Here is a 19,592-nt window from a genome sequence, read left to right on the forward strand (position 1 = left end):
TACACCGCCATCGCAGGCAAGCCAGCTCCCACATTGGATCAGTGTTTTGGGGCATTGAGCCCCATCGCAATCATCGGTTTATTGCGCTTGTAACGCACCAGCCGCTCACTCAGCGATTGCGGCAAAACCGTGTCCTGGCTGAACCCCATGCCCTGATACAACCCTTCCAGGTCCGGATGGCACAGCAACCAGACCGTCCCCTCACAACCTGCCACGGCCTCGCCAATCAGTCGCGCCGCCAGCTGCTGGCCACGATAAGTCGGCGCCACAAACACCCCCGTCAGCCACTGCCCACCCATCACCGGGCTCAAGCACAAGCCGGCCACGATCTCGGCATCTCGCACTACCCACAAACGGCCGCCCTTGAGCGCCTTCATCGATGAATTGTGGCTGCGGTAAAACTTGTTCAGCAGTGGCCACAGAGGCTCGGCCAGCGGTTCGATGTGCATTGGGGGCATGGGGTTCAGACAAGCATTATCCAGGGCAGGGGATTATAAGCGCCTTCTGCCGGGCAATAGGTGGTATACCCAGTGCTACATCCCCTGTTAGTGGAGCATGCATCATGGCCAAAGGTATGGATTCAAAGAAAGCCGCGAAGAAAAAACCGGCAAAGACCGCGGATGAAAAACGCGCGGACAAGAAGACCAAAAAATCCGAAGCAGGCCTGTTCGGTCACTGAGTTACACGCTTAGAACCAAACGATCTGCAAGATTTTCCCGCCTCATTGCACAGAGCAGGAAACACCTGCTCTGAGCTGCCGATGGCCAATTACCTTGATCCGACCCACCGCCGGGAAATCGAAGCCCTGGCGACGACCTTTGTGGCAAGAACCGAGTGGCCGACCTGGCTGCTGTTGATCGGCGTGTATGCCGGCTGGTTTGCGGTGATCCTTGGCAGCCGGTGGCTGGGCGTGTGGCTGAGCATGTTGCTGCTGATTCCGCTGCTGACCCTGTGGCTATCGGTGCAGCACGAATTGCTCCACGGCCACCCGACCCGTTCGTTATGGCTGAATAAACTCCTCGGCTATGCCCCTTTCGCGGTGTGGTATCCCTACACGCTGTACCGCGACAGCCACCTGTTGCACCATAACGACCATGACCTGACCCTGCCGGGCATCGACCCGGAAAGCCGCTACCTCAATCAGCAGCAATGGAACAACAGCTCACTGTTCGAACGTGGCGTGCATTGGCTGACCAAGACCGTGCTTGGCCGCTTCCTGCTGGCTGCGCCGTTGGCGATTGGCCGGTTGGCACGTCACGAGTTTCAACGCCTGCCCCAGGTATGGCCGATGTGGCTGGCCCACGGCGCCGTCACTGTGCTGATGCTGAGTTTCATCGCCTACTACAGCGCGCTTGCGGTGTGGCACTACCTGCTGCTGGTCAGCGTGCCAGCCTTGTCCCTGGCCTCGATCCGTTCCTACTATGAGCACCGCCCCCATCCTCGGCCGGAACAGCGCACAGTGCTCAACGAAGCATCCTGGCCCTGGGCCTGGCTGTTTCTCAACAACAATCTGCACCTGGTGCACCACGATCTGCCAAAGTTGCCGTGGTACCTGCTGCCCAGGGTGTACCGTGCCCGGCGCGAGCAGTGGCTGGCGCGCAGCGGTGGTTTCCTGGTGCATGGCTACGGCCAGTTGATCAGCCGTCACGGCCTCAAGGCCATCGACAGTCCCCTGCACCCGTTTGCCTGAGAGGCGACCATGAGTGAGCACTACGCCGACCTGCGCATGTACGTTGCGCCCGAGCCCATCCAGCAGGCCAATCAATACTGGCTGGCGCGCATCCTTGAGCGCTTGAAGCTGCATCGTCTTGATGCCGACCACCTCGACTTGCGCGGCCTGTGGCTGGCGCCGCAATTGCTCGTCAGCCAAACCTGCGGCTACCCGCTGATGACCCAACTGCGCGGCCAGGTGCGCATCATTGGGCGCCCCCGTTACGAGTTGGCCCACAGCAGCCACGGCGAACATTGCAGCCTGCTGTTAACTCGCGCTGACAACCCGCGTACCCGCCTGGCGCAGTTCTACCAGAGCCGCGGCGTGATCAACGGCCACGACTCCAACAGCGGTATGAACCTGCTGCGTGACTGCCTGGCGCCGTTGCAGCGCGACGGGCGTTTCTTCGCCAGCGTCGGCATCAGCGGTGCCCATCGCGAGAGCTTGCGCTGGCTGCGTGAAGGCCGCGCCGACCTCGCCGCCATTGACAGCGTCACCTACGACTACCTCGCCCGATTCGCCCCAGCAGAGGTCGCGGGCCTACGCGTCATCGCCCGCAGCGCGCCGAGCCCGACTTTGCCTTACATAGGCGCGCTGGGCTTGAGCGATGCGCAGGTAGCGCAGATTCGGGAGGCGATGAACCTGGCGTTGCAGGACCTGCCGCAGGTGGCGCAAACCCTCGGTGTGCGAGCTGTGCTTCCTGCCAGCGAAGATGACTACCAGGTGGTGTTGGATTACCAGCGCAAAGCCGCCAGCAACGGCTATCCGGTACTTCAATAAGGTTATATAAAAATGCGTTTTAAATATTATTAAAGCATAAGTAGCCTTGCTAGGATTGCTTCACCGGAACACCGGACATACCGCGCAACCTACTCAGAAGGAGCCACTATGTCCGGCGCCGATCGTGCTCACAGCGACTACGTGGGCTCATTGTTTCGCATTCATTACCCTTGGCTGTGCAGCCGCTTGCACCGCTACCTCAACTCCCGTGCCCACGCCGAAGACATCGCCGTCGACGCGTTTGTCCAGCTCTTGAGTGCACCTCAGGTAGCGCCGATACGACAGCCCCGCGCATTGCTCACCACCATTGCCCAGCGCCTGGTGTACCAGGTGTGGCGCCGGCGTGACCTGGAGCGTGCCTACCTCGCTGTGCTGGATGACGATGCAGCCTGCGCCGAGGACCGGGCGCAGGTACTCGAAGCCCTCCAAGCCATCGATCTCTCGCTCGACCGCTTGCCGGCCAAGGTCAAGACGACGTTCCTGTTGTCCCGCGTCAACGGCCTGACGTACCCCCAGATCGCTGCCGAACTGGGGATTTCCCAGCGCTCGGTCAGTGACTACATGGCCCGCGCTGTTACCGGACTTGAATCCCACCCCGATCAAATGTGGGAGCTGGCTTGCCTGCGATAGCGGTGAGCCAGCCAACACCTCTGGCCATGTCAGGCCGCCATCGCAGGCAAGCCAGCTCCCACACTTCCTGTGCTCACTTTGAATCTGATCGAACCACCAAGAGGCAACTTATGAAAGCAATCAGACACCTGCTGGGCAGTTCGCTGCTGGCATTGGCAGTACTGGCGCAACCCACCTCGGCGGCCGAACCTTCCACGCTGCGCATCGGCTACCAGAAAAGCTCGGTCAGCATGGTGCTCGCCCGTGAGCACAAGCTCTTCGAAGCCGCACTGCCGGGCACCCAGGTGCAGTGGACCGAATTTCTCGGTGGCCCGCCGCTGATCGAAGCGCTCAACGCCGGCAGCCTGGACATCGGCAATATTGGCGATATCCCGCCGATCTTCGCCCAGGCAGCCGGGATCGACTTGCAGTATTTTGCCGTCGAGCCCAACGAGGGCAAGGCCGAAGCAGTGCTGGTGCCCAAGGCCAGTACCGTGCAGAACGTGGCCGAACTCAAGGGCAAGCGCGTGGCATTGCTCAAGGGCTCCAGTGCACACAACCTGTTCCTCAAAAGCCTGCTGCACGCCGGGTTGCAGTGGAAGGATGTGAATGTGGTGTACCTGTCGCCTTCCGACGGCCGCGCCGCGTTCGAACAAGGCAAGGTGGACGCATGGGTGGTGTGGGACCCGTACTACTCGGCCGCCGTGATCGACGGCTCGGCACGCGTGCTGCGGGACGGGCAAGGGTTGAACCCTGCGGGCAGTTTCTTCGTGGTCAACCACCCGTTTGCCAAGCAGCACCCAGAGGCCGTTGCCACGATTATCCAGACGCTTGGCAAGGCGCAGCGGCTGTCGCTTGATGAGCCTGACGCGAGCATCACGCTGATGGCCGGCACCCTGGGCCTGCAACCGGCGGTGGTCAAAAGCTACTTCGAACATCGCTCGCCCGAGCCGATCCGCCCCTTGGCGGCCATCGACATTGCCAACCAGCAACGCACCGCCGACCTGTTTTTTGCCAACGGCCTGATCCCGAAAAAAGTCGATGTGCAGCAGGCTGTCTTCAAGCCCCTTGATCATCCATGAGCAGCAATGCTGGCGGATTAGTGGCCTTGCAGAGTGCCAAGGCCTGTCTATGCTCACCCAGAACCGTTAACGACGCTTGGCCGATAAAGCGTTTCCAATGGTTATTTCCCCATGCAGGTGTACCAGAAATATCCAACGTATGAATGGAATGCGCCCTCCAGGCGCCGGGAATCTAGGGTGATCTGACCATGTTCAACCGCCAGCACAAATCCGACCTGCAAGAAATCCAGCGTTTTTCCTGTGCCCTCACCGAAGCCAACGCCAAGCTTGCCGCCATCAGTCGCTCCATGGCGATGATCGAGTTCGACCGCACGGGAGTGATCCTGAATGCCAACGAACGCTTTTGCCAAACCATGGGCTACAGCGTCGAGGAGATCCGTGGCAAACATCACCGCCTGTTTTGCGAGGAGGCGTATACCCACACCGATGCCTACCACCAGTTGTGGCGCGATCTGGCGCGAGGCGAGGCGCTCAGCGGCACCTTCATGCGCCTTAACAAGCGCGGTGAGCAAGTGTGGCTGGAAGCCAGCTATTTGCCGGTGCTGGACAGCGACCATCAGGTACGCAGTGTAATCAAGGTGGCGGCGGATATTTCCGCACGGGTCCATCACGAACACGAAAACCAAAGTCTGATCGACGCCATCAGCCGTTCCATGGCGGTAATCGAATTCACTCCCCAGGGCCAGATCCTCAATGCCAACGACAACTTCCTGCGCACGGTGCAGTACACGCGCGAAGAAATCATCGGCCAGCATCACAGCATGTTTTGCCACCGCAGCGAAGTGGAGTCCCCGGCGTATAAAGCGTTCTGGGCTTCACTCAATCGCGGTGAATTTCACTCCCACCGCTTCGAACGTAAAAACAAATACGGCAAGACCCTGTTTCTGGAAGCCTCTTACAACCCCATTTTCGACACCCATGGGCGCTTGTACAAAGTGGTGAAGTTCGCCAGCGATATCACCGAGCAAGTCAGCACCCTGCGCACGGCCGCCGACTCGGCCCACGCCACTTCGGTACAGAACGATGCCTGCGCCCGCAAGGGCTCGCAGGTAGTGCAGCAAACGGTGCAGATCATTGAAGCCATGTCCCACGACCTTAACCAGGCGGCGCAGAGCATCGATGCGGTGAGCAAACAGTCGGACATCATCGGCGCCATCGTGCAAACCATCCGCAGCATTGCCGAACAAACCAACATGCTGGCCCTGAATGCGGCGATTGAAGCCGCGCGTGCGGGCGAGCACGGGCGTGGGTTCGCGGTGGTCGCCGATGAAGTGCGCAGCCTTGCCGCTCGCACCAGCCAGGCCACCGTTGAGATCGTGGACGTGGTGCGCAAGAACCATGACCTGTCGTTGAGCGCCGTGTCGAGCATGCAGTCGAGCTTGAGCCGTACGGGCCTGGGCGTGGAGTTGGCGAACGAGGCGGGGCAGGTGATCCTGGAGATCCAGGAAGGGTCACGGCATGTGGTAGATGCGATCAGTCAGTTCAATTCGACGCTGCAATTGCAATAGCGCAGCCGCCGCTCTATGTGGGAGCAGGCTTGCCTGCGATAGCATCACCTCGGTCCTGCAGATCCACCGAGTTGTTTGCATCGCAGGCAAGCCAGCTCGCACCTGTTTAGATCGCGGCCAAGGTTTCTTTAAGTGTCTGGGCTGGCGAAGCAGTAGCCTTCGCCGCCACCTGCTGCTGTTGCTGCTCTTTCAAGCGCTCGGCCACTTGTTTGGCGATGGCGTCTTGTTTGTCCTGGGGCATCGCCTGCACTTGTTCTTCGGTCAGCCCTTGTTCCTTGAGTAACTGTTCACGAATACGTTCGGCTGGGGTCTTGCTCATGTATTCGGTGAACTCGGTACGTGCCCCATTAGTTGTGGCCTGTAACTGCACGCGAGTCTTGGCGAAGGCTTCGTCGATGCGATCGCTGGCCTTGTCCAATTCCCTCTGCGCGGCGGGCACTGTCACGCTGTGTTGCGCAGCCTGCAGGGCGCCGCTGTACAGCGCACTGGCGGCGGCGTTGGCGGGGTCCATGTCGGGTCGCGTGATCTGTTGCACGTTCGACGCCGCTTGAGTGTTGTTAACCAGCATGATCGTTCACCTATGAAAACAGACGGTGCGACAGCTGGAGCAAATACTGTGCCGGTTGCCAGACCCCAGTGTTTACTGGGGCTGGCGTCGTCGACGCGGCAAGCCTTCTCCTTGTGCGGCCAACCGTTGCCGTCAGTGAGCGATGTTCTCCAGCGCCAGGTTGCGCGTGCGCGGCCCAAACCAACTGATGGTAATCATCACGATCAACATGCTGCTGGCAATAAACGCCAACACGCCCGGCGTGCCCAGGTGTTCGAGGATAAAACCGATCAACAGGCTGCTGAACACCGTGGATAAACGGCTGAACGAATAACAGAACCCGACCGCTCGCGCACGGATATTGGTGGGGAACAATTCGCTTTGGTACGAGTGATAACTGAAGCTCAGCCAGGCATTGCAGAAGGTGATCATCACCCCGCAGAAAATCAGCCCTAACGCCGTGGTTTGCAGGGCAAATAGGCTGCCGAAAATCACTGCACCCATGGCCGATCCGACAATTTGCCACTTGTTCTCGAAGCGGTTGGCCACCTTGACGAACAACAGCGGGCCCAGCGGGTAGGCGAGGGTGATGATGAAGGCGTAGAGCAGGCTGTGGGTCACGCTGACACCCTGGCCCGAGAGCAAGGCCGGCAGCCAGTTGCCGAAGCCGAAGAAGCCGATGGCCTGGAATACATGAAACACGATCAGCATCAAGGCGCGGCGACGGTAGGGCGGCTGCCAGATATCGGCGAAACGGCCATTGCCCTGCACGCTGATCGCTTCGGGTTCCGGTTCGTCCAGCGGCTTGCCTTGGTCCTTTCGGCAGCGTGCCTCCAGGTTGTTCAGGATCGTGTCGGCCTCTTCGAAGCGTCCCTTTTGTGCAAGCCAGCGCGGTGACTCCGGCAGGCGCTTGCGCAGTTGCCAGATAAACAATGCAAACACTGCACTGCTCAACACCACCCAGCGCCACCCGGCGATACCGAACGGCGCCTGTGGCACCAGCCACCACGACATCAACGCCACGGCCGGTACGGACAGAAACTGGATAAAAAACGCAAAGGCAAACGCCGAACTGCGCATACGTTTGGGCACCAGTTCCGAGAGGTAGGCGTCGATGGTCACCAGTTCGATGCCAAGGCCAATGCCCACCAGAAAGCGCATGCAGATGATGCCCAAGGCCGAGGTTTGAATGCCCATCAACACCGTGGCCACCGTGTACCAGACCAACGCAAAGGTGAAAATCGCGCGTCGCCCGAAGCGGTCAGCGATGGGGCTGAGCAGGCTGGCGCCGAGGAACAGGCCGAGGAACGTGGCCGAGGCGAAAGCGGCTTGGTCCGAGAAACCGAAAACACCTTCGCTGCCGGTATGAAAAATCCCGTCGCTGATCAGGCCAGGGCTGATATAGGCGGTTTGGAACAGGTCATACAGCTCGAAAAAACCGCCGATGGAGAGCAACGCCACCAGGCGCCAAATAGTGGCGACGGCGGGCAGGCGGTCGATGCGGGCGCTGATGTGGGCGGCGCGGGTGGGGTCTGAGACGCAGGCGGCGAGTGGGGGCATGAATAACCTTCAGTTGGGCGAGTTGGAAGCTTCGAGCTTTAAGCCAAACCGCTATTGGGCTTGGAGCTTAACGTGCGCAACTGCTTCTCTAATTGTGGCCGTCGAGCGCGAACGTCTTGAAACCGGCGTGCTGGCTGAGGCGTTGGTAATACGCCGCGATGGCGGGGTAGGGTGGCCGCTCCATGGGTGTCATCTGCCACCGATGTACCGAAAGGCCTATCAAGATGTCAGCGAGGGTGAACTCTTCGCCGGCGACGTAGGCGCCGGTCTTAGTCAACTGTTGTTCTAGCAAGGCCATCTTGTCATTCCAGGCCTGCACACCCGCCTGGATGCGTTGCGGGTCCTGATAGTCCGGGTTTTGACGCACCAGTGCGTGGAACGCATAGCCCCACGAAGGGTTGAGTTCGGTGGCTTGCCAGTCCATCCACTGTTCGACCCGTGCACGCAAGGCAGGCTCAACGGGTAGCAAGTCATGGCGCTGGTAGAGGCCGACAAGGTAGCGGCAGATGGTATTGGACTCCCACAGCACGCCATGGTCGTCGATCAGCACTGGCACCTGGGCGTTGGGGTTCAAGGCGAGGAAATCGGGGGATTGGGTAGGCTTGAAACCGATGCCCCAGTCTTCGCGCACGTAGTCGATGCCCAACTCCTGGCAGGTCCACAGTACTTTTCGCACGTTGATTGAAGAGGTACGACCCAAGATTTTCAGTGAATGGCCCATGGTGCTTCCCTGGCATCTAAGAGAGTGACCAATCTAGCAGGGGCCGGGCACGGCGGCGAGGGTGTGAAGCGGGCACGGCCGAAAATGTGGGAGCTGGCTTGCCTGCGAAAGCGTTGGTTCAGTTGAAGATGCGTTGACTGACCCACCGCCTTCGCGAGCAAGCCCGCTCCCACAGGGGATCTGTGCCAGGCGCTGATTCTGTGGACACTACATGGCCAGCTCTCACATTGATTGCGTTCGGCTCGACGCTCAGGTGCTCTCGCGCACCTGCAACTCAAACCCCATATCCACCACTGGCTTGGCCACCTTGTTGCCCGCCATGATCGTCAGCAGATGCTCTGCTGCCCGACGCCCGATGGCTTCCCGTGGCGTGCTGATGCTGCTCAGGCGCGGCACCATGAATGACGAGGCGGGTAGGTCGTTGAAGCCCAGCACCGCCACACGTTCAGGCACCTTGATGCCATGGCGCAGGGCTTCGAGCAGGGCGCCCTGGGCCAGGTCGTCGTTGCCGAAGAAGATCGCGTCCACATCCGGGTGGGCGGCCAGCAGTTGCAAAAACAGTTCGCCTCCCAGGCCCACGGAGGACGGGCGTGGCGTCAGCAGCTCCAGCGCCGGATCGTACATGCCGGCCTGTTGCAAGGCGCGGCGAAAGCCTTCGCCACGCAGCAAGGTGCGTTGGTCCAGTTGTGCGCCGATATAGGCCAGGCGCTTGCGCCCCCGGGACAGCAAGTGCGCCGCCGCGGTCTCGCCGGCGGCCAGTTGCGAGAAGCCCACACAGTTCACCCCGGCATTGGGGTCCAGATCCATCATGTACACACAGGGCACATTGCTGGCCTCGACCATTCGTCGCGCGCTTTCGGTGCGGTCAAAACCGGTCAGCAACAAACCCCGTGGCTGGTAGGCCATGTAGTTGCGCAGCAGGTCTTCTTCTTCATCGCGCGAATAATGGGAGTTGCCGATCAGTACTTCAAAGCCCTTGGGCCGCAGTACCTGATGGATAGCTTCCAGGGTTTCGATAAACAGCAGGTTGGACAGTGACGGCACCAGCACCACCACCGAATGGCTCTGCGCCGAGGCCAGGGCGCGGGCGGCGGGGTTGACCACGTAGCTCAGTTCGGCGGCGGCCTGTTGCACTTTTTCAACCAGTTCTGTAGCCACGGTACTGATACCGCGCAGGGCACGGGAGGCCGTGATCGGGCTGACGCCGGCCAGGCGCGCAACTTCATTGAGGGTAGGGCGGCCCGTCGTGCGGGTATTTTTATCGTTCTTGGAGGTCATCAGGCGGCTTGCCAAACAAAAATCGAGGCACTAAGGTAGCGCTGTCTCCAAAGGGCTGCAAATTCTTGGATAAAGGGTTGCCTGATCCTGTCCAGCTCTTGAAGTCAATCTGTTGGAACGGATGCACGCGTCACTCCATAAAAATGACAAGTCGGCGCGGGAAAAGCCTGTTTTTGCACTAGCCTTACGCTATGCAAAGGTAGCGCTATCTGCGTCCTGAGGTGTTTCATGAGTCAACCTGTTACCGCCCTGGTCATCATGGGTGTTTCCGGCTGTGGCAAGTCCAGCGTCAGCCAAGCCCTGTGCGCCCTTAACGGCGCCACTGCCATTGAAGGCGACAGCTTTCACCCTGCCGCGAACATCGAAAAGATGAGCGCCGGCCACCCCCTCAACGACGACGACCGCGCCGGCTGGCTCGACATCCTGTGCGATGAACTGCGTCGTGCGTTGAAAGCGGGCGAGCATCCTGTACTGACCTGTTCGGCCCTGAAGAAAAAATACCGTGACCACCTGCGCGAAGCTGCGCCGGGCCTGGGTTTTGTCTTTCTGGAGCTGACCCGTGAAGTCGCCGCTGACCGCGTGTCTCACCGCCCCGGCCATTTCATGCCGGCAAGCCTGATCGACAGCCAGTTCGCCACCCTTGAATCGCCCAAGGGCGAGCCGCTGACCCTGGCCTTGAACGCCAGTGAAGACAGCGTCGAGGAACTGGCCGCGCAGACCCATACCTGGTGGCGCAAGCACGGCTTTGAACCTACTCATTAATTTTTTGCCGGAAAAGATAGCGCTATCCCCGGCAGGAAGTTCAACACCCGCTTTAATAACAACAACAAACAGGAGAGACCCCCCATGTTTGGCATGTCCCACGAGTCTTACCTGCTGCTAGATGCAGTAGTCACTATCATCGGGTTGATCGTACTGATCACCAAGTTCAAGGTGCACCCGTTCATTGCACTGATCATCGCGGCCGGTTTCCTCGGCCTGACCTCGGGCATGCCCGTGGACAAGATCATCAAGGCGTTCCAGGACGGTTTCGGCGGTGTGCTCGGCTTTGTCGGCATCATCCTCGCGCTGGGCACGATGCTCGGCAAGATGATGGCCGAGTCCGGCGGTGCCGATCAGATCGCCCAGACCCTGATCCGCGCCTTCGGCAAAGAGAAGGTCCAGTGGGCCATGATGTTCGCCGCGTTCCTGGTGGGCATCCCGCTGTTCTTCGAGATCGGCTTTGTGTTGCTGATCCCGCTGGTGTTTATCGTCGCCCGGCGTACCGGTGTGTCGTTGATCAAGATCGGTATCCCGCTGCTGGCCGGTCTGTCGGCGGTGCACGGCCTGGTGCCACCGCACCCGGGCCCGCTGCTGGCCATCGGCGTGTTCGGTGCCGATATCGGCAAGACCATCCTGTACGGCCTGATCGTCGCACTGCCGACCGCCATCATCGCCGGCCCGATCTTCGGTACGTTCATCGCCAAGTACATCCCGGGCAACCCGTCCCAGGAACTGGTGGACCAACTGGCCCGCGAAACCGATAACAAGTCGCTGCCCAGCTTCAGCATCACCCTGGTCACCGTGCTGCTGCCGGTGTTCCTGATGCTGCTCAAAACCTTTGCCGACATCGCGTTCGCCGAAGGCAATGTGGTACGCAACTGGATGGACATGATCGGCCACCCGATCACCGCACTGTTGCTGGCTTTGCTGTTGTCGCTGTACACCTTTGGCCATCGCCAGGGTATCCACTCCAAGCAAATCCTCAAGCTGCTCGACGCCAGCCTTGCGCCCACCGCCGCGATCATCCTGATCATCGGTGCCGGTGGTGGCTTCAAGCAGATGTTGGTGACCAGCGGCGTGGGCGACGTGATCGGCCATATGGCGGTGAACGCGCAGATCAACCCGATCCTGCTGGCGTGGCTGGTGGCGGCGGTGATTCGGATTGCCACCGGTTCAGCGACGGTCGCGACCATTACCGGCGCGGGCATTGTGGTGCCGGTGGTGGGGATGATCCCTGGCGTCAACCGCGAGTTGCTGGTACTGGCGACGGGCGCGGGTTCGTTGATCCTGTCTCACGTCAACGATGCGGGGTTCTGGCTGGTCAAGCAGTACTTCAACATGACCGTGGCCGAGACGTTCAAGACCTGGACGGCGATGGAGACCATTCTGTCGATCGTGGCGCTGATCTTCATCATGTTGCTGTCGTTGGTGGTGTAAGCCACACCACAAAAGCAGTGGCGGCAACTCGATCAAAATGTGGGAGCTGGCTTGCCTGCGATAGCATCACCTCGGTACATCTGAAACACCGAGGTGTCTGCATCGCAGGCAAGCCAGCTCCCACATTAATTGGGTTTCTTCAGGTAGATCAGGTCAGGCCTTGCTGACCAACGCATCCGCCCTGAACATCCCGCGAATCCCACGTACGGCCTGGCGAATCCGATCCTGGTTTTCGATCAGCGCAAAGCGCACATGATCGTCGCCATACTCACCAAAGCCGATCCCCGGCGACACACACACCTTCGCTTCCAATAGCAGTTTCTTGGCAAACTCCAGCGAGCCCATGGCCGCGTACTGCTCGGGAATCTTGGCCCAGACGTACATCGACGCCTTCGGATTCTCCACCATCCAGCCCAGTTCATGCAGGCCCTTGACCAGCACATTGCGACGCTGGCGGTACTGCTCGGCGATGTCCTTCACGCACTGTTGGTCGCCTTCCAGCGCCGCAATCGCCGCCACTTGCAGCGGGGTGAAGGTGCCGTAGTCGTGGTAGCTCTTGATGCGTGCCAGGGCGTTGACCAGTTCAGGGTTGCCCACCATGAAGCCGATGCGCCAACCGGCCATGTTGTAGCTCTTGGACAGGGTGAAAAACTCCACCGCAATGTCCTTGGCGCCGGGCACTTGCATGATCGAGGGGGCTTTCCAGCCGTCGTAGACGATGTCGGCGTAGGCCAGGTCGTGCACCACCAGCACGTCGTACTGCTTGGCCAGGGCGATCACCCGTTCGAAGAAGTCCAGTTCCACACACTGCGCGGTTGGGTTGGACGGGAAGCCGAGGATCATCATCTTCGGCTTGGGGATCGAGCCGCGAATCGCGCGTTCCAGCTCTGCGAAGAAATCCACGCCCGGTATCAGCGGCACCGAACGTACCTGGGCACCGGCAATCACTGCGCCGTAGATATGAATCGGGTAGCTGGGGTTGGGCACCAGCACGGTATCGCCCTGGTCCAGGGTGGCCAGCATCAAGTGCGCCAGGCCTTCCTTGGAACCGATGGTCACGATAGCTTCGGACTCCGGGTCGATATCCACCGCGTAACGGTCCTTGTACCAACGCGAAATCGCCCGGCGCAGGCGCGGAATGCCTTTGGAGGTGGAGTAGCCGTGGGTGTCTTCACGCTGGGCGACGGTGACCATTTTCTCCACGATATGAGGAGGCGTGGCGCCGTCAGGATTACCCATGCTCAAGTCGATGATGTCTTCGCCGCGCCGACGCGCAGCCATCTTCAGCTCGGCAGTGATATTGAATACATACGGGGGGAGTCGATCTATGCGCGCAAAGCGGCGCGGCGAACCTTGGTCTGCCATTGTTGCCTCGAGGTACGTAAGCGCCCGGAACCGTCCGAGCGACGTCGGCCACTGCGGTGGCCTGCGGGGCAGACAATAAGGGCGATGATGGCCAGTTGTCCAGATGCGTAGGAAATTTTTCTACATGGAGTACAACGCGGATATGCCCCTATACTCGATGCGGGTTTGTTCCCTCATAAGAAGGAGACTGTTCGTATGGATCAGCAGACAAAAAGACCGTTGGAGTCACGCCTGGAAGCCGGTAAGGCCCTAGTGATCGCCGGGGTACAAGGGCGATATTCGAAGGCCACCGTGGGCGATATCCCACGGCTGTGGGAGTTGTTCGATACCTGTATCAAGGACATCAAGAAGCGCGTCGGCGGTGTGACCTACGGGGTGTGCCATAACCCGCATCACGGCGAATTCGATTACCTGGCAGGTGTTGAAGTCCCGGCCAAGAAGGACGTGCCGAGCAATTTCGAGGTGATCGAAATTCCGCCACTCAACTATGCCGTCTTCCCCCACTACGGGCCGGTGCAGGCGCTTGAGCAAACCTACGAGCGCATCATGTTCGAATGGCTGCCGCATTCGGGCTACAAGGTCATGGGTGCGGATTTCGAGCGCTATAGCGCGGACTTCGATGCCAGGAAGGGCACGGGGACGGTGGAAATCTGGCTGCCGATCGGGGAGCGGGGCTGACACTGCACCCGATGTCACGTAAACACGACATGCACGCTTAAAAGTCATGTTTACGTGACATTGCCGCTATGGATTAAACCTGAAACTCAACCGACGCTCATACCCTACACGACCCTTGTACGCCTCACCGCGATCCACCCATCCCGCCCCCAGATACAACCCCATTGCCGCCAGGTTGTGGGCATCCACCGACAACTCCAACCCCTTGATCTGCGGCCAGGCCTCGCGCGCCACGGCGGGCAACGCCTGCAAACACATCTTGCCGTATCCACGCCCCTGTTGATGCCGGTCTACCTGTAGCGCGTGGAGTGTGGCGCTGTGTTCATCGGCCCAATGAGGCAGGCACGGTGGTCGCTTGAGCAGCAAGAACGCCACAGGAAGGTCGTCGACCAACAGCGCAAAGCCCTTGACCCCAGGGCTCGGGTTGGCGAGCAGGGTATTGAGGGCGCAATACATATCACCGCAAAACGGCAGTTGTTCAGGGTGAACTTCGATGGCGCCGACTTGCTGTTTTTGCACAGCGTTCAGCGCCTCGTAAGCAACGAGGCGGGTTGGCATGGGACTATCCGAACGGCTGCAAGAGAAGTGGCAGTTTATCGGGTTTGAGCCACGGGAAATTATTTTTCAGGGAAATGTCGATTTCCCTCGGGGCCATTCGACTAAGGGTGTCTTCCGTGATTTTCCACCCCAAGGAGTCATCGCCATGAGCACTGCAATCAAGAGCCTGATCGAGCAATGGAAAGACGCCGTTGTCAGTCGCGATATCGACCAGATTGTCAGCTTTTACGCCGACGATATCGTCTCGTTCGACGCCGTAACCGCTCTGCAATTCAAGGGCAAGGCGGCCTACCGCGCGCATTGGGAGGCGTGCATGGAGCACTGCCCCGGCCCCGGCATCTTCGAGTTTCATGAATTGCATGTCGTCGATGCGCCAGACAGTGCGTTTGCCCACTGGCTGGCCCACTGCGGCGGCGCCGGGCCGGACGGCGAGGTAAAGGCCTGCTGGATGCGCGTGACCGCCGGCTACCAGCGTATCGATGGCCAATGGAAGGTGGTGCACGAGCACTGGTCGGCACCGTTTGATATGCAAAGCGGCACGGCGTTGTTCGACCTGAAACCTTGAGCACCGCGAACTATAGTCAGTAGTCCGAAAACGGAGAACGCCATGAAATACCTGTGCCTGATCTACAGCGATGAACAGGTGTTGCACACCTCGCCCGACAGCCCCCACGACTCGGAATGTCTGGCCTACGCCGAGGCCGTCCAGGCCAGCGGGCGCATGCTGGCCGCCGAGCCGCTGGAGTCGGTGACCACCGCCACCACCGTGCGCATGCGCAACGGCAAGCTGTCGATCACCGACGGGCCTTTTGCCGAAACCAAGGAGCAGCTCGCCGGGTTCTACCTGATCGACGCCAAGGACCTCAATGAAGCGCTCCAGGTGGCTGGCGGCATTCCGGCGGCCCGGGTCGGCAGTGTGGAAGTGCGCCCCGTGCGCCAATTGAATCTCTCAACACAATAATCAAAAGACGTGAGGAGGTTTCCCGTGAACACTCAACCCGCCCAATTTGAACTGTCCATCAGCCGCTTGATCGATGCGCCGCGCCGCCGGGTGTTTCGCGCCTGGACTGAGCCAACCCTGCTGCAACAATGGTGGGGCCCCCACGGCATGACCACCCCTGAATGCGAGATGAACCTGTGGGTCGGCGGCTTGTTCCGCACCTTGATGCGTGCGCCCGATGGCAGCGAGTACCCGACCCAGGGCGTTTTTCTGGAAATCGATGCGCCCAACCGCCTGGTGTTTACCGACGCGTTCATGCCGGGTTGGGTGCCTTCGGGAAAGCCGTTCATGAGCGCCGAAGTCACCTTTGAGGAGGTCGGCGAAAAGACCCTCTATACCGCCCGCGCCATGCACTGGAGTGCCGAGGACAAGCAGGCCCACGAAGCCATGGGCTTTCATGACGGCTGGGGCCAGAGCCTGGACCGCCTGGTGAAGTTGGTGACCGAGGACATGGTCGATTGACCCAGCAGATCGACGCTATTTACCGCCGCGAATCACGCCGCGTGCTCGCGACGTTGATTCGTGTGCTGGGGGATTTCGACTTGGCCGAGGAGGCGCTGCACGAAGCATTTTTCGTCGCCCTGCAGCGCTGGCCCCAAGATGGCGTGCCGGATAATCCACGGGCGTGGCTGGTGTCCACCGGCCGCTTCAAAGCCATCGACCGCCTGCGTCGGCAGTCGCGTTTTACCCCGTTATTGGAAGAGCAGGCCGAGGCGTTGGAGGCTGCGCCTTGGAGTGATGAAGACGTGGAAGACGACCGCCTGCGCCTGATGTTCACTTGCTGCCACCCAGCGTTGGCAGCCGATGCCCAGGTTGCGCTGACCTTGCGCGAGATCTGCGACCTGAGCACCGAGGCCATCGCTCACGCTTTTCTAGCCACGCCCACCACCATTGCCCAACGCATCGTGCGCGCCAAGGGCAAGATCCGTGAGGCGAAAATTCCCTATCAAGTGCCGTCCCGCGCCGAATTGCCCGAACGATTGGACAGTGTGCTGCGGGTGATTTACCTGGTGTTCAACGAGGGCTATTCGGCCTCGGCGGGTGCCGACCTCACCCGTGAGGACCTGACCTTGGAGGCCATTCGCCTGGGGCGTTTGCTGCTGGAGTTGCTGCCCGAGCCGGAAGTCATGGGCTTGCTGGCGTTAATGTTGCTGCACGAGTCGCGTCGGCCTGCCCGCACTTCTGCCAGCGGCGAACTGGTGCTGTTGGACGCTCAGGATCGTACGCTTTGGGACAGGGCCTTGATCGCTGAAGGCTGCGCATTGGTGGAGCAGGCGCTGATGACGCCACGCTTCGGGCCGTATTGCTTGCAGGCTGCGATTGCCGCCGTGCACGCCGAGGCGCCCAGCGCAGGGGAAACCGATTGGCGGCAGATTGTCGGGCTCTACGATGTATTGCTCAGGTCTGTGCCGTCGCCGGTGATCGAGTTGAACCGTGCGGTAGCGGTGGCGATGGAGCAGGGGCCGTTGGCGGGGTTGGTGCTGGTAGACAATCTTTTGCAGCGCGGTGAGTTGCAGGACTACCACTTGGCGCATTCGGCGCGTGGGGAGTTTTGCCGGCAGTTGGGGCGGTTTGACGAAGCCCGCAGCGCGTACGAAAAAGCGCTGTCGCTGACGCAACAGGCGCCAGAAAAACGCTTCATCACGCGGCGTCTCGCCGAACTCAATTCCTCCAGGCAGTGACGATCCAAATGTAGGAGCGAGCTTGCTCGCGAAAAACTCACAGACGCCACGTTTCTTCAGGAAGCACGCGTTATCGTTGACGTTCTTCGCGAGCAAGCTCGCTCCTACAGGCTCATTCCAGCATCTTGCCCAGCAACCAGCTCCCCGCAGGCCCCGGCGGCTGGTGCCGGGACCACAGCGCATCCACCGCCACCGAACGCGGCCAACTGCGCACCTTGAGTTCAACCAACTGGTTGCCGCCAAAGCGCTCCACCAGCCAGCGTGGAATCGGTGCCCAGCCAAACCCCAGCTGTGCCATCTCCATCAGCATCAGGTAACTCGGCGCCGACCATACTCGCTGCGTGCCGCGGTTTTCATTGGGGCTGATGATGCTCGCCAAACGCAACTCCCGGTGTTGTTGCAAGGTGTGCGGGTGAACCTTGTCCAGGGTCGCCAATGGGTGTCCAGGCGAGACAAACAGCGCGATCTCCGTGCGCTCCTCCACCGTGGAGAAGGAAAGGTCCGGCGGGTAGGCTTCTTGTTTCTCGATAAACGCGATCTGCGCCCGGCCACTTTGCACCAGTGCGATCAAGTCTTCGCATTCCGCGATCAGGCATTCCAGCTCAAGGTCCGGGTAGCGTTGCTCGAAGGCCGTGAGGGCGACCTCGAATCGATCGGATTGGTAAGTATCGGACATAGCGAGACTCAACTTCGGCTCCAGGCCTTGCGATAACTGACTGGCTGCCAGCTCCAGGCGGCTACTGGCTTCCAGCACTTGCTCAGCCCTTTGCAGCAACACTTGCCCCGCCGGCGTGAGGGTCGGCTTGCGGCTGCTGCGGTCAAACAGCACCACGTTCAGGTCAATCTCAAGGCTGGCCACTGCCGCGCTCACGGTGGACTGGCTTTTGCCCAGCTTGCGCGCCGCCGCGGAAAACGAGCCTTGGGTGGCAGCCTGGACAAACGCCTGAAGCACTTCATGGGAGGCCATGACTATCGCCTTGATCGATGGTTATTGGTTATGAAGTATCGATACAAAGCCTGATCATGGCAACCATCGTCACTCACGGAGCCGGGTCATGACCCCTACCAAATCCTTTACTGAACGCGTGTTTCAAGCCCTTGGTTTCGAAGGGCTGGCCTTATTGATTTGCACGCCGCTGTTGGTGTGGATCACCGGCCGGCCGGCGCTGGAAATGGGCGCAGTGACCCTGGGCATCAGCCTGTTGGCACTGAGCTGGAACGTGGTGTTCAACAGCCTGTTCGACCGCCTTAAAACCCGCCTGCAACTGGCCAACGGTGGTTGGACCCGTGTGCTGCACGCGCTGTTGTTTGAAGGCGGCCTGATTCTCTTGGCAGTGCCGTTGATTGCCGCCTTGATGAAGATCAGCCTGCTGGAAGCCTTCATCCTCGACATTGGCGTGTTGCTGTTCTTCCTGCCGTACACCTACGTGTACCACTGGGGTTATGACGTGCTGCGTGAGAAATTCGCCGGTAAAACCCCAGTTACCCCGTAGGCGTGCGTCGCTCATAGGAACATCCCGCCCGATGCCTCGATCCGCTGGCCGGTGATCCAATGACTGCCATCGGCCAGCAAGGTCGAAATCGCCCCGCCAATATCGTCCGGCAAGCCAGCGCGGCCCAGGGCGGTGTTATTGGCAACCATCGCATTCACATCGGTGTTATCGCGTACCGCGCCGCCGCCGAAGTCAGTGGCAATCGCGCCCGGTGCCAGGGTGTTCACGGTAATACCCCGTGGGCCCAGCTCTTTAGCCTGGTAGCGCGACAAGACTTCCACCGCGCCTTTCATGGACGCGTAAGCGGCATAACCCGGCAGGCTGAAGCGCGCCAGGCCGCTGGAGACATTGATAATGCGCCCGCCATCGCTGATCAGCGGCAACAGTTTTTGCGTGAGGAAAAACGGTGCCTTCACATGGATCGCCACCAACTGGTCGAACTGGGCTTCGGTGGTTTCGGCAAAGCTTGCGTAGGTGCCAACCCCGGCGTTGTTGATCAGGAAGTTGAAATGTTCCTGGGCGAACACATCCTTGAGCAGGGTGCCGATCTGGCCAACGAATGCATCGAAGGTTGCGCTCTGGCTGACGTCCAGTTGCAGCATGGCGGCGCGACCGCCCAAGGCCTCTACCTGGGCAACCACGGCTTGGGCTTCAGCCGCTGCGCTGTGGTAAGTGCCGATGATGTCGATGCCCTGCGCAGCCAGGTGCAGGGCGGCGCTTTTACCCAGGCCACGGCTGGCGCCAGTGATGAGTGCGATTTTACGGGTCATGGTGCAGTCCTCGAATGGGGTGAGTGGGACTGAGTGTATTTGTCCGGCCAT

21 protein-coding genes and 2 pseudogenes are annotated in these 19,592 nt (G+C 60.3%); 14 read left to right on the forward strand and 9 right to left on the reverse strand.

Features of this window, described 5'->3' with window-relative positions; translation table 11 throughout:
• Positions 1-38 precede the first annotated feature (38 nt).
• Complete coding sequence (locus JFT58_RS15225) at positions 39-458, reverse strand: GNAT family N-acetyltransferase (protein ID WP_054896707.1); 420 nt, start codon at positions 456-458, stop codon at positions 39-41.
• 302 nt (positions 459-760) lie between these two features.
• On the opposite strand from JFT58_RS15225, the gene JFT58_RS15230 reads away from it, so the two are divergent.
• The 6 genes and pseudogenes from JFT58_RS15230 to JFT58_RS30795 form a co-directional block, all read left to right on the forward strand.
• The gene (locus JFT58_RS15230; protein ID WP_054896708.1) at positions 761-1,690 is read left to right on the forward strand and encodes a fatty acid desaturase; all 930 of its coding nucleotides are present in this window, start codon (positions 761-763) and stop codon (positions 1,688-1,690) included.
• Between the two features lie 9 nt (positions 1,691-1,699).
• Positions 1,700-2,491, forward strand: coding sequence for a phosphate/phosphite/phosphonate ABC transporter substrate-binding protein (locus JFT58_RS15235; protein ID WP_054896709.1), 792 nt, complete (start codon positions 1,700-1,702; stop codon positions 2,489-2,491).
• 108 nt (positions 2,492-2,599) lie between these two features.
• Positions 2,600-3,121 carry a sigma-70 family RNA polymerase sigma factor gene (locus JFT58_RS15240; RefSeq protein WP_096144831.1) on the forward strand — a complete coding sequence of 174 codons (522 nt, stop codon included), beginning with the start codon at positions 2,600-2,602 and terminating at the stop codon, positions 3,119-3,121.
• A gap of 110 nt (positions 3,122-3,231) precedes the next feature.
• On the forward strand, positions 3,232-4,182 hold the full coding sequence (locus tag JFT58_RS15245) for an aliphatic sulfonate ABC transporter substrate-binding protein (protein WP_054896711.1): 951 nt from the start codon (positions 3,232-3,234) through the stop codon (positions 4,180-4,182).
• Between the two features lie 188 nt (positions 4,183-4,370).
• Positions 4,371-5,144, forward strand: a pseudogene (locus JFT58_RS30790) (PAS domain-containing protein); the annotation flags it as partial.
• A gap of 150 nt (positions 5,145-5,294) precedes the next feature.
• Positions 5,295-5,690 (forward strand): annotated as a pseudogene (locus JFT58_RS30795) (methyl-accepting chemotaxis protein); the annotation flags it as partial.
• Positions 5,691-5,796: 106 nt separating this feature from the next.
• On the opposite strand, the gene JFT58_RS15255 reads toward JFT58_RS30795, so the two are convergent.
• The 4 genes from JFT58_RS15255 to JFT58_RS15270 form a co-directional block, all read right to left on the reverse strand.
• Entirely contained in the window at positions 5,797-6,258 is a 462-nt protein-coding gene (locus JFT58_RS15255; RefSeq protein WP_054896713.1) for a hypothetical protein, read from the reverse strand.
• 132 nt (positions 6,259-6,390) lie between these two features.
• The gene (locus tag JFT58_RS15260) at positions 6,391-7,797 is read right to left on the reverse strand and encodes an MFS transporter (protein ID WP_054896714.1); all 1,407 of its coding nucleotides are present in this window, start codon (positions 7,795-7,797) and stop codon (positions 6,391-6,393) included.
• Positions 7,798-7,885: 88 nt separating this feature from the next.
• Entirely contained in the window at positions 7,886-8,518 is a 633-nt protein-coding gene (locus tag JFT58_RS15265) for a glutathione S-transferase family protein (RefSeq protein WP_034128505.1), read from the reverse strand.
• A gap of 249 nt (positions 8,519-8,767) precedes the next feature.
• Entirely contained in the window at positions 8,768-9,799 is a 1,032-nt protein-coding gene (locus JFT58_RS15270; RefSeq protein WP_161793224.1) for a LacI family DNA-binding transcriptional regulator, read from the reverse strand.
• Between the two features lie 225 nt (positions 9,800-10,024).
• Here JFT58_RS15270 and JFT58_RS15275 point away from each other — a divergent pair, with 225 nt between their 5' ends.
• Positions 10,025-10,558, forward strand: coding sequence for a gluconokinase (locus JFT58_RS15275; RefSeq protein ID WP_034128504.1), 534 nt, complete (start codon positions 10,025-10,027; stop codon positions 10,556-10,558).
• A gap of 84 nt (positions 10,559-10,642) precedes the next feature.
• A complete protein-coding gene (locus JFT58_RS15280; protein WP_014719640.1) occupies positions 10,643-11,995 on the forward strand; it encodes a GntP family permease in 1,353 nt (450 codons plus the stop codon).
• Positions 11,996-12,148: 153 nt separating this feature from the next.
• On the opposite strand, the gene alaC is transcribed toward JFT58_RS15280, so the two are convergent.
• Positions 12,149-13,360, reverse strand: coding sequence for an alanine transaminase (gene alaC / locus JFT58_RS15285; RefSeq protein WP_020303120.1), 1,212 nt, complete (start codon positions 13,358-13,360; stop codon positions 12,149-12,151).
• Between the two features lie 195 nt (positions 13,361-13,555).
• Between alaC and JFT58_RS15290 the strand changes: the two genes are divergently transcribed.
• Complete coding sequence (locus JFT58_RS15290; protein WP_054896715.1) at positions 13,556-14,038, forward strand: GyrI-like domain-containing protein; 483 nt, start codon at positions 13,556-13,558, stop codon at positions 14,036-14,038.
• Between the two features lie 66 nt (positions 14,039-14,104).
• On the opposite strand, the gene JFT58_RS15295 is transcribed toward JFT58_RS15290, so the two are convergent.
• On the reverse strand, positions 14,105-14,596 hold the full coding sequence (locus JFT58_RS15295; protein ID WP_054896716.1) for a GNAT family N-acetyltransferase: 492 nt from the start codon (positions 14,594-14,596) through the stop codon (positions 14,105-14,107).
• A 145-nt stretch (positions 14,597-14,741) separates the two neighbouring features.
• Here JFT58_RS15295 and JFT58_RS15300 point away from each other — a divergent pair, with 145 nt between their 5' ends.
• The 4 genes from JFT58_RS15300 to JFT58_RS15315 are packed head-to-tail and all read left to right on the forward strand — an operon-like array spanning position 14,742 to position 17,278.
• On the forward strand, positions 14,742-15,161 hold the full coding sequence (locus tag JFT58_RS15300; RefSeq protein WP_054896717.1) for a YybH family protein: 420 nt from the start codon (positions 14,742-14,744) through the stop codon (positions 15,159-15,161).
• A gap of 42 nt (positions 15,162-15,203) precedes the next feature.
• The gene (locus tag JFT58_RS15305) at positions 15,204-15,557 is read left to right on the forward strand and encodes a YciI family protein (RefSeq protein WP_034128501.1); all 354 of its coding nucleotides are present in this window, start codon (positions 15,204-15,206) and stop codon (positions 15,555-15,557) included.
• Between the two features lie 24 nt (positions 15,558-15,581).
• On the forward strand, positions 15,582-16,058 hold the full coding sequence (locus JFT58_RS15310; protein WP_054896718.1) for an SRPBCC family protein: 477 nt from the start codon (positions 15,582-15,584) through the stop codon (positions 16,056-16,058).
• Positions 16,055-17,278 carry an RNA polymerase sigma factor gene (locus JFT58_RS15315; protein ID WP_054896719.1) on the forward strand — a complete coding sequence of 408 codons (1,224 nt, stop codon included), beginning with the start codon at positions 16,055-16,057 and terminating at the stop codon, positions 17,276-17,278. Before JFT58_RS15310 ends, JFT58_RS15315 begins: the two co-directional genes overlap by 4 nt.
• A 112-nt stretch (positions 17,279-17,390) precedes the next feature.
• Here JFT58_RS15315 and JFT58_RS15320 read toward each other — a convergent pair whose 3' ends face one another.
• Complete coding sequence (locus JFT58_RS15320) at positions 17,391-18,245, reverse strand: LysR family transcriptional regulator (protein WP_034128498.1); 855 nt, start codon at positions 18,243-18,245, stop codon at positions 17,391-17,393.
• An 88-nt stretch (positions 18,246-18,333) separates the two neighbouring features.
• On the opposite strand from JFT58_RS15320, the gene JFT58_RS15325 reads away from it, so the two are divergent.
• Positions 18,334-18,771, forward strand: coding sequence for a multidrug/biocide efflux PACE transporter (locus JFT58_RS15325; RefSeq protein ID WP_054896721.1), 438 nt, complete (start codon positions 18,334-18,336; stop codon positions 18,769-18,771).
• Positions 18,772-18,782: 11 nt separating this feature from the next.
• Here JFT58_RS15325 and JFT58_RS15330 read toward each other — a convergent pair whose 3' ends face one another.
• Positions 18,783-19,541: an SDR family NAD(P)-dependent oxidoreductase gene (locus JFT58_RS15330; RefSeq protein ID WP_054896722.1), complete on the reverse strand. Its 759-nt coding sequence runs from the start codon at positions 19,539-19,541 to the stop codon at positions 18,783-18,785.
• Between the last annotated feature and the right edge of the window lie 51 nt (positions 19,542-19,592).

The organism is Pseudomonas sp. MF6767, from assembly GCF_016405475.1.
Lineage (GTDB): Bacteria > Pseudomonadota > Gammaproteobacteria > Pseudomonadales > Pseudomonadaceae > Aquipseudomonas > Aquipseudomonas paracarnis.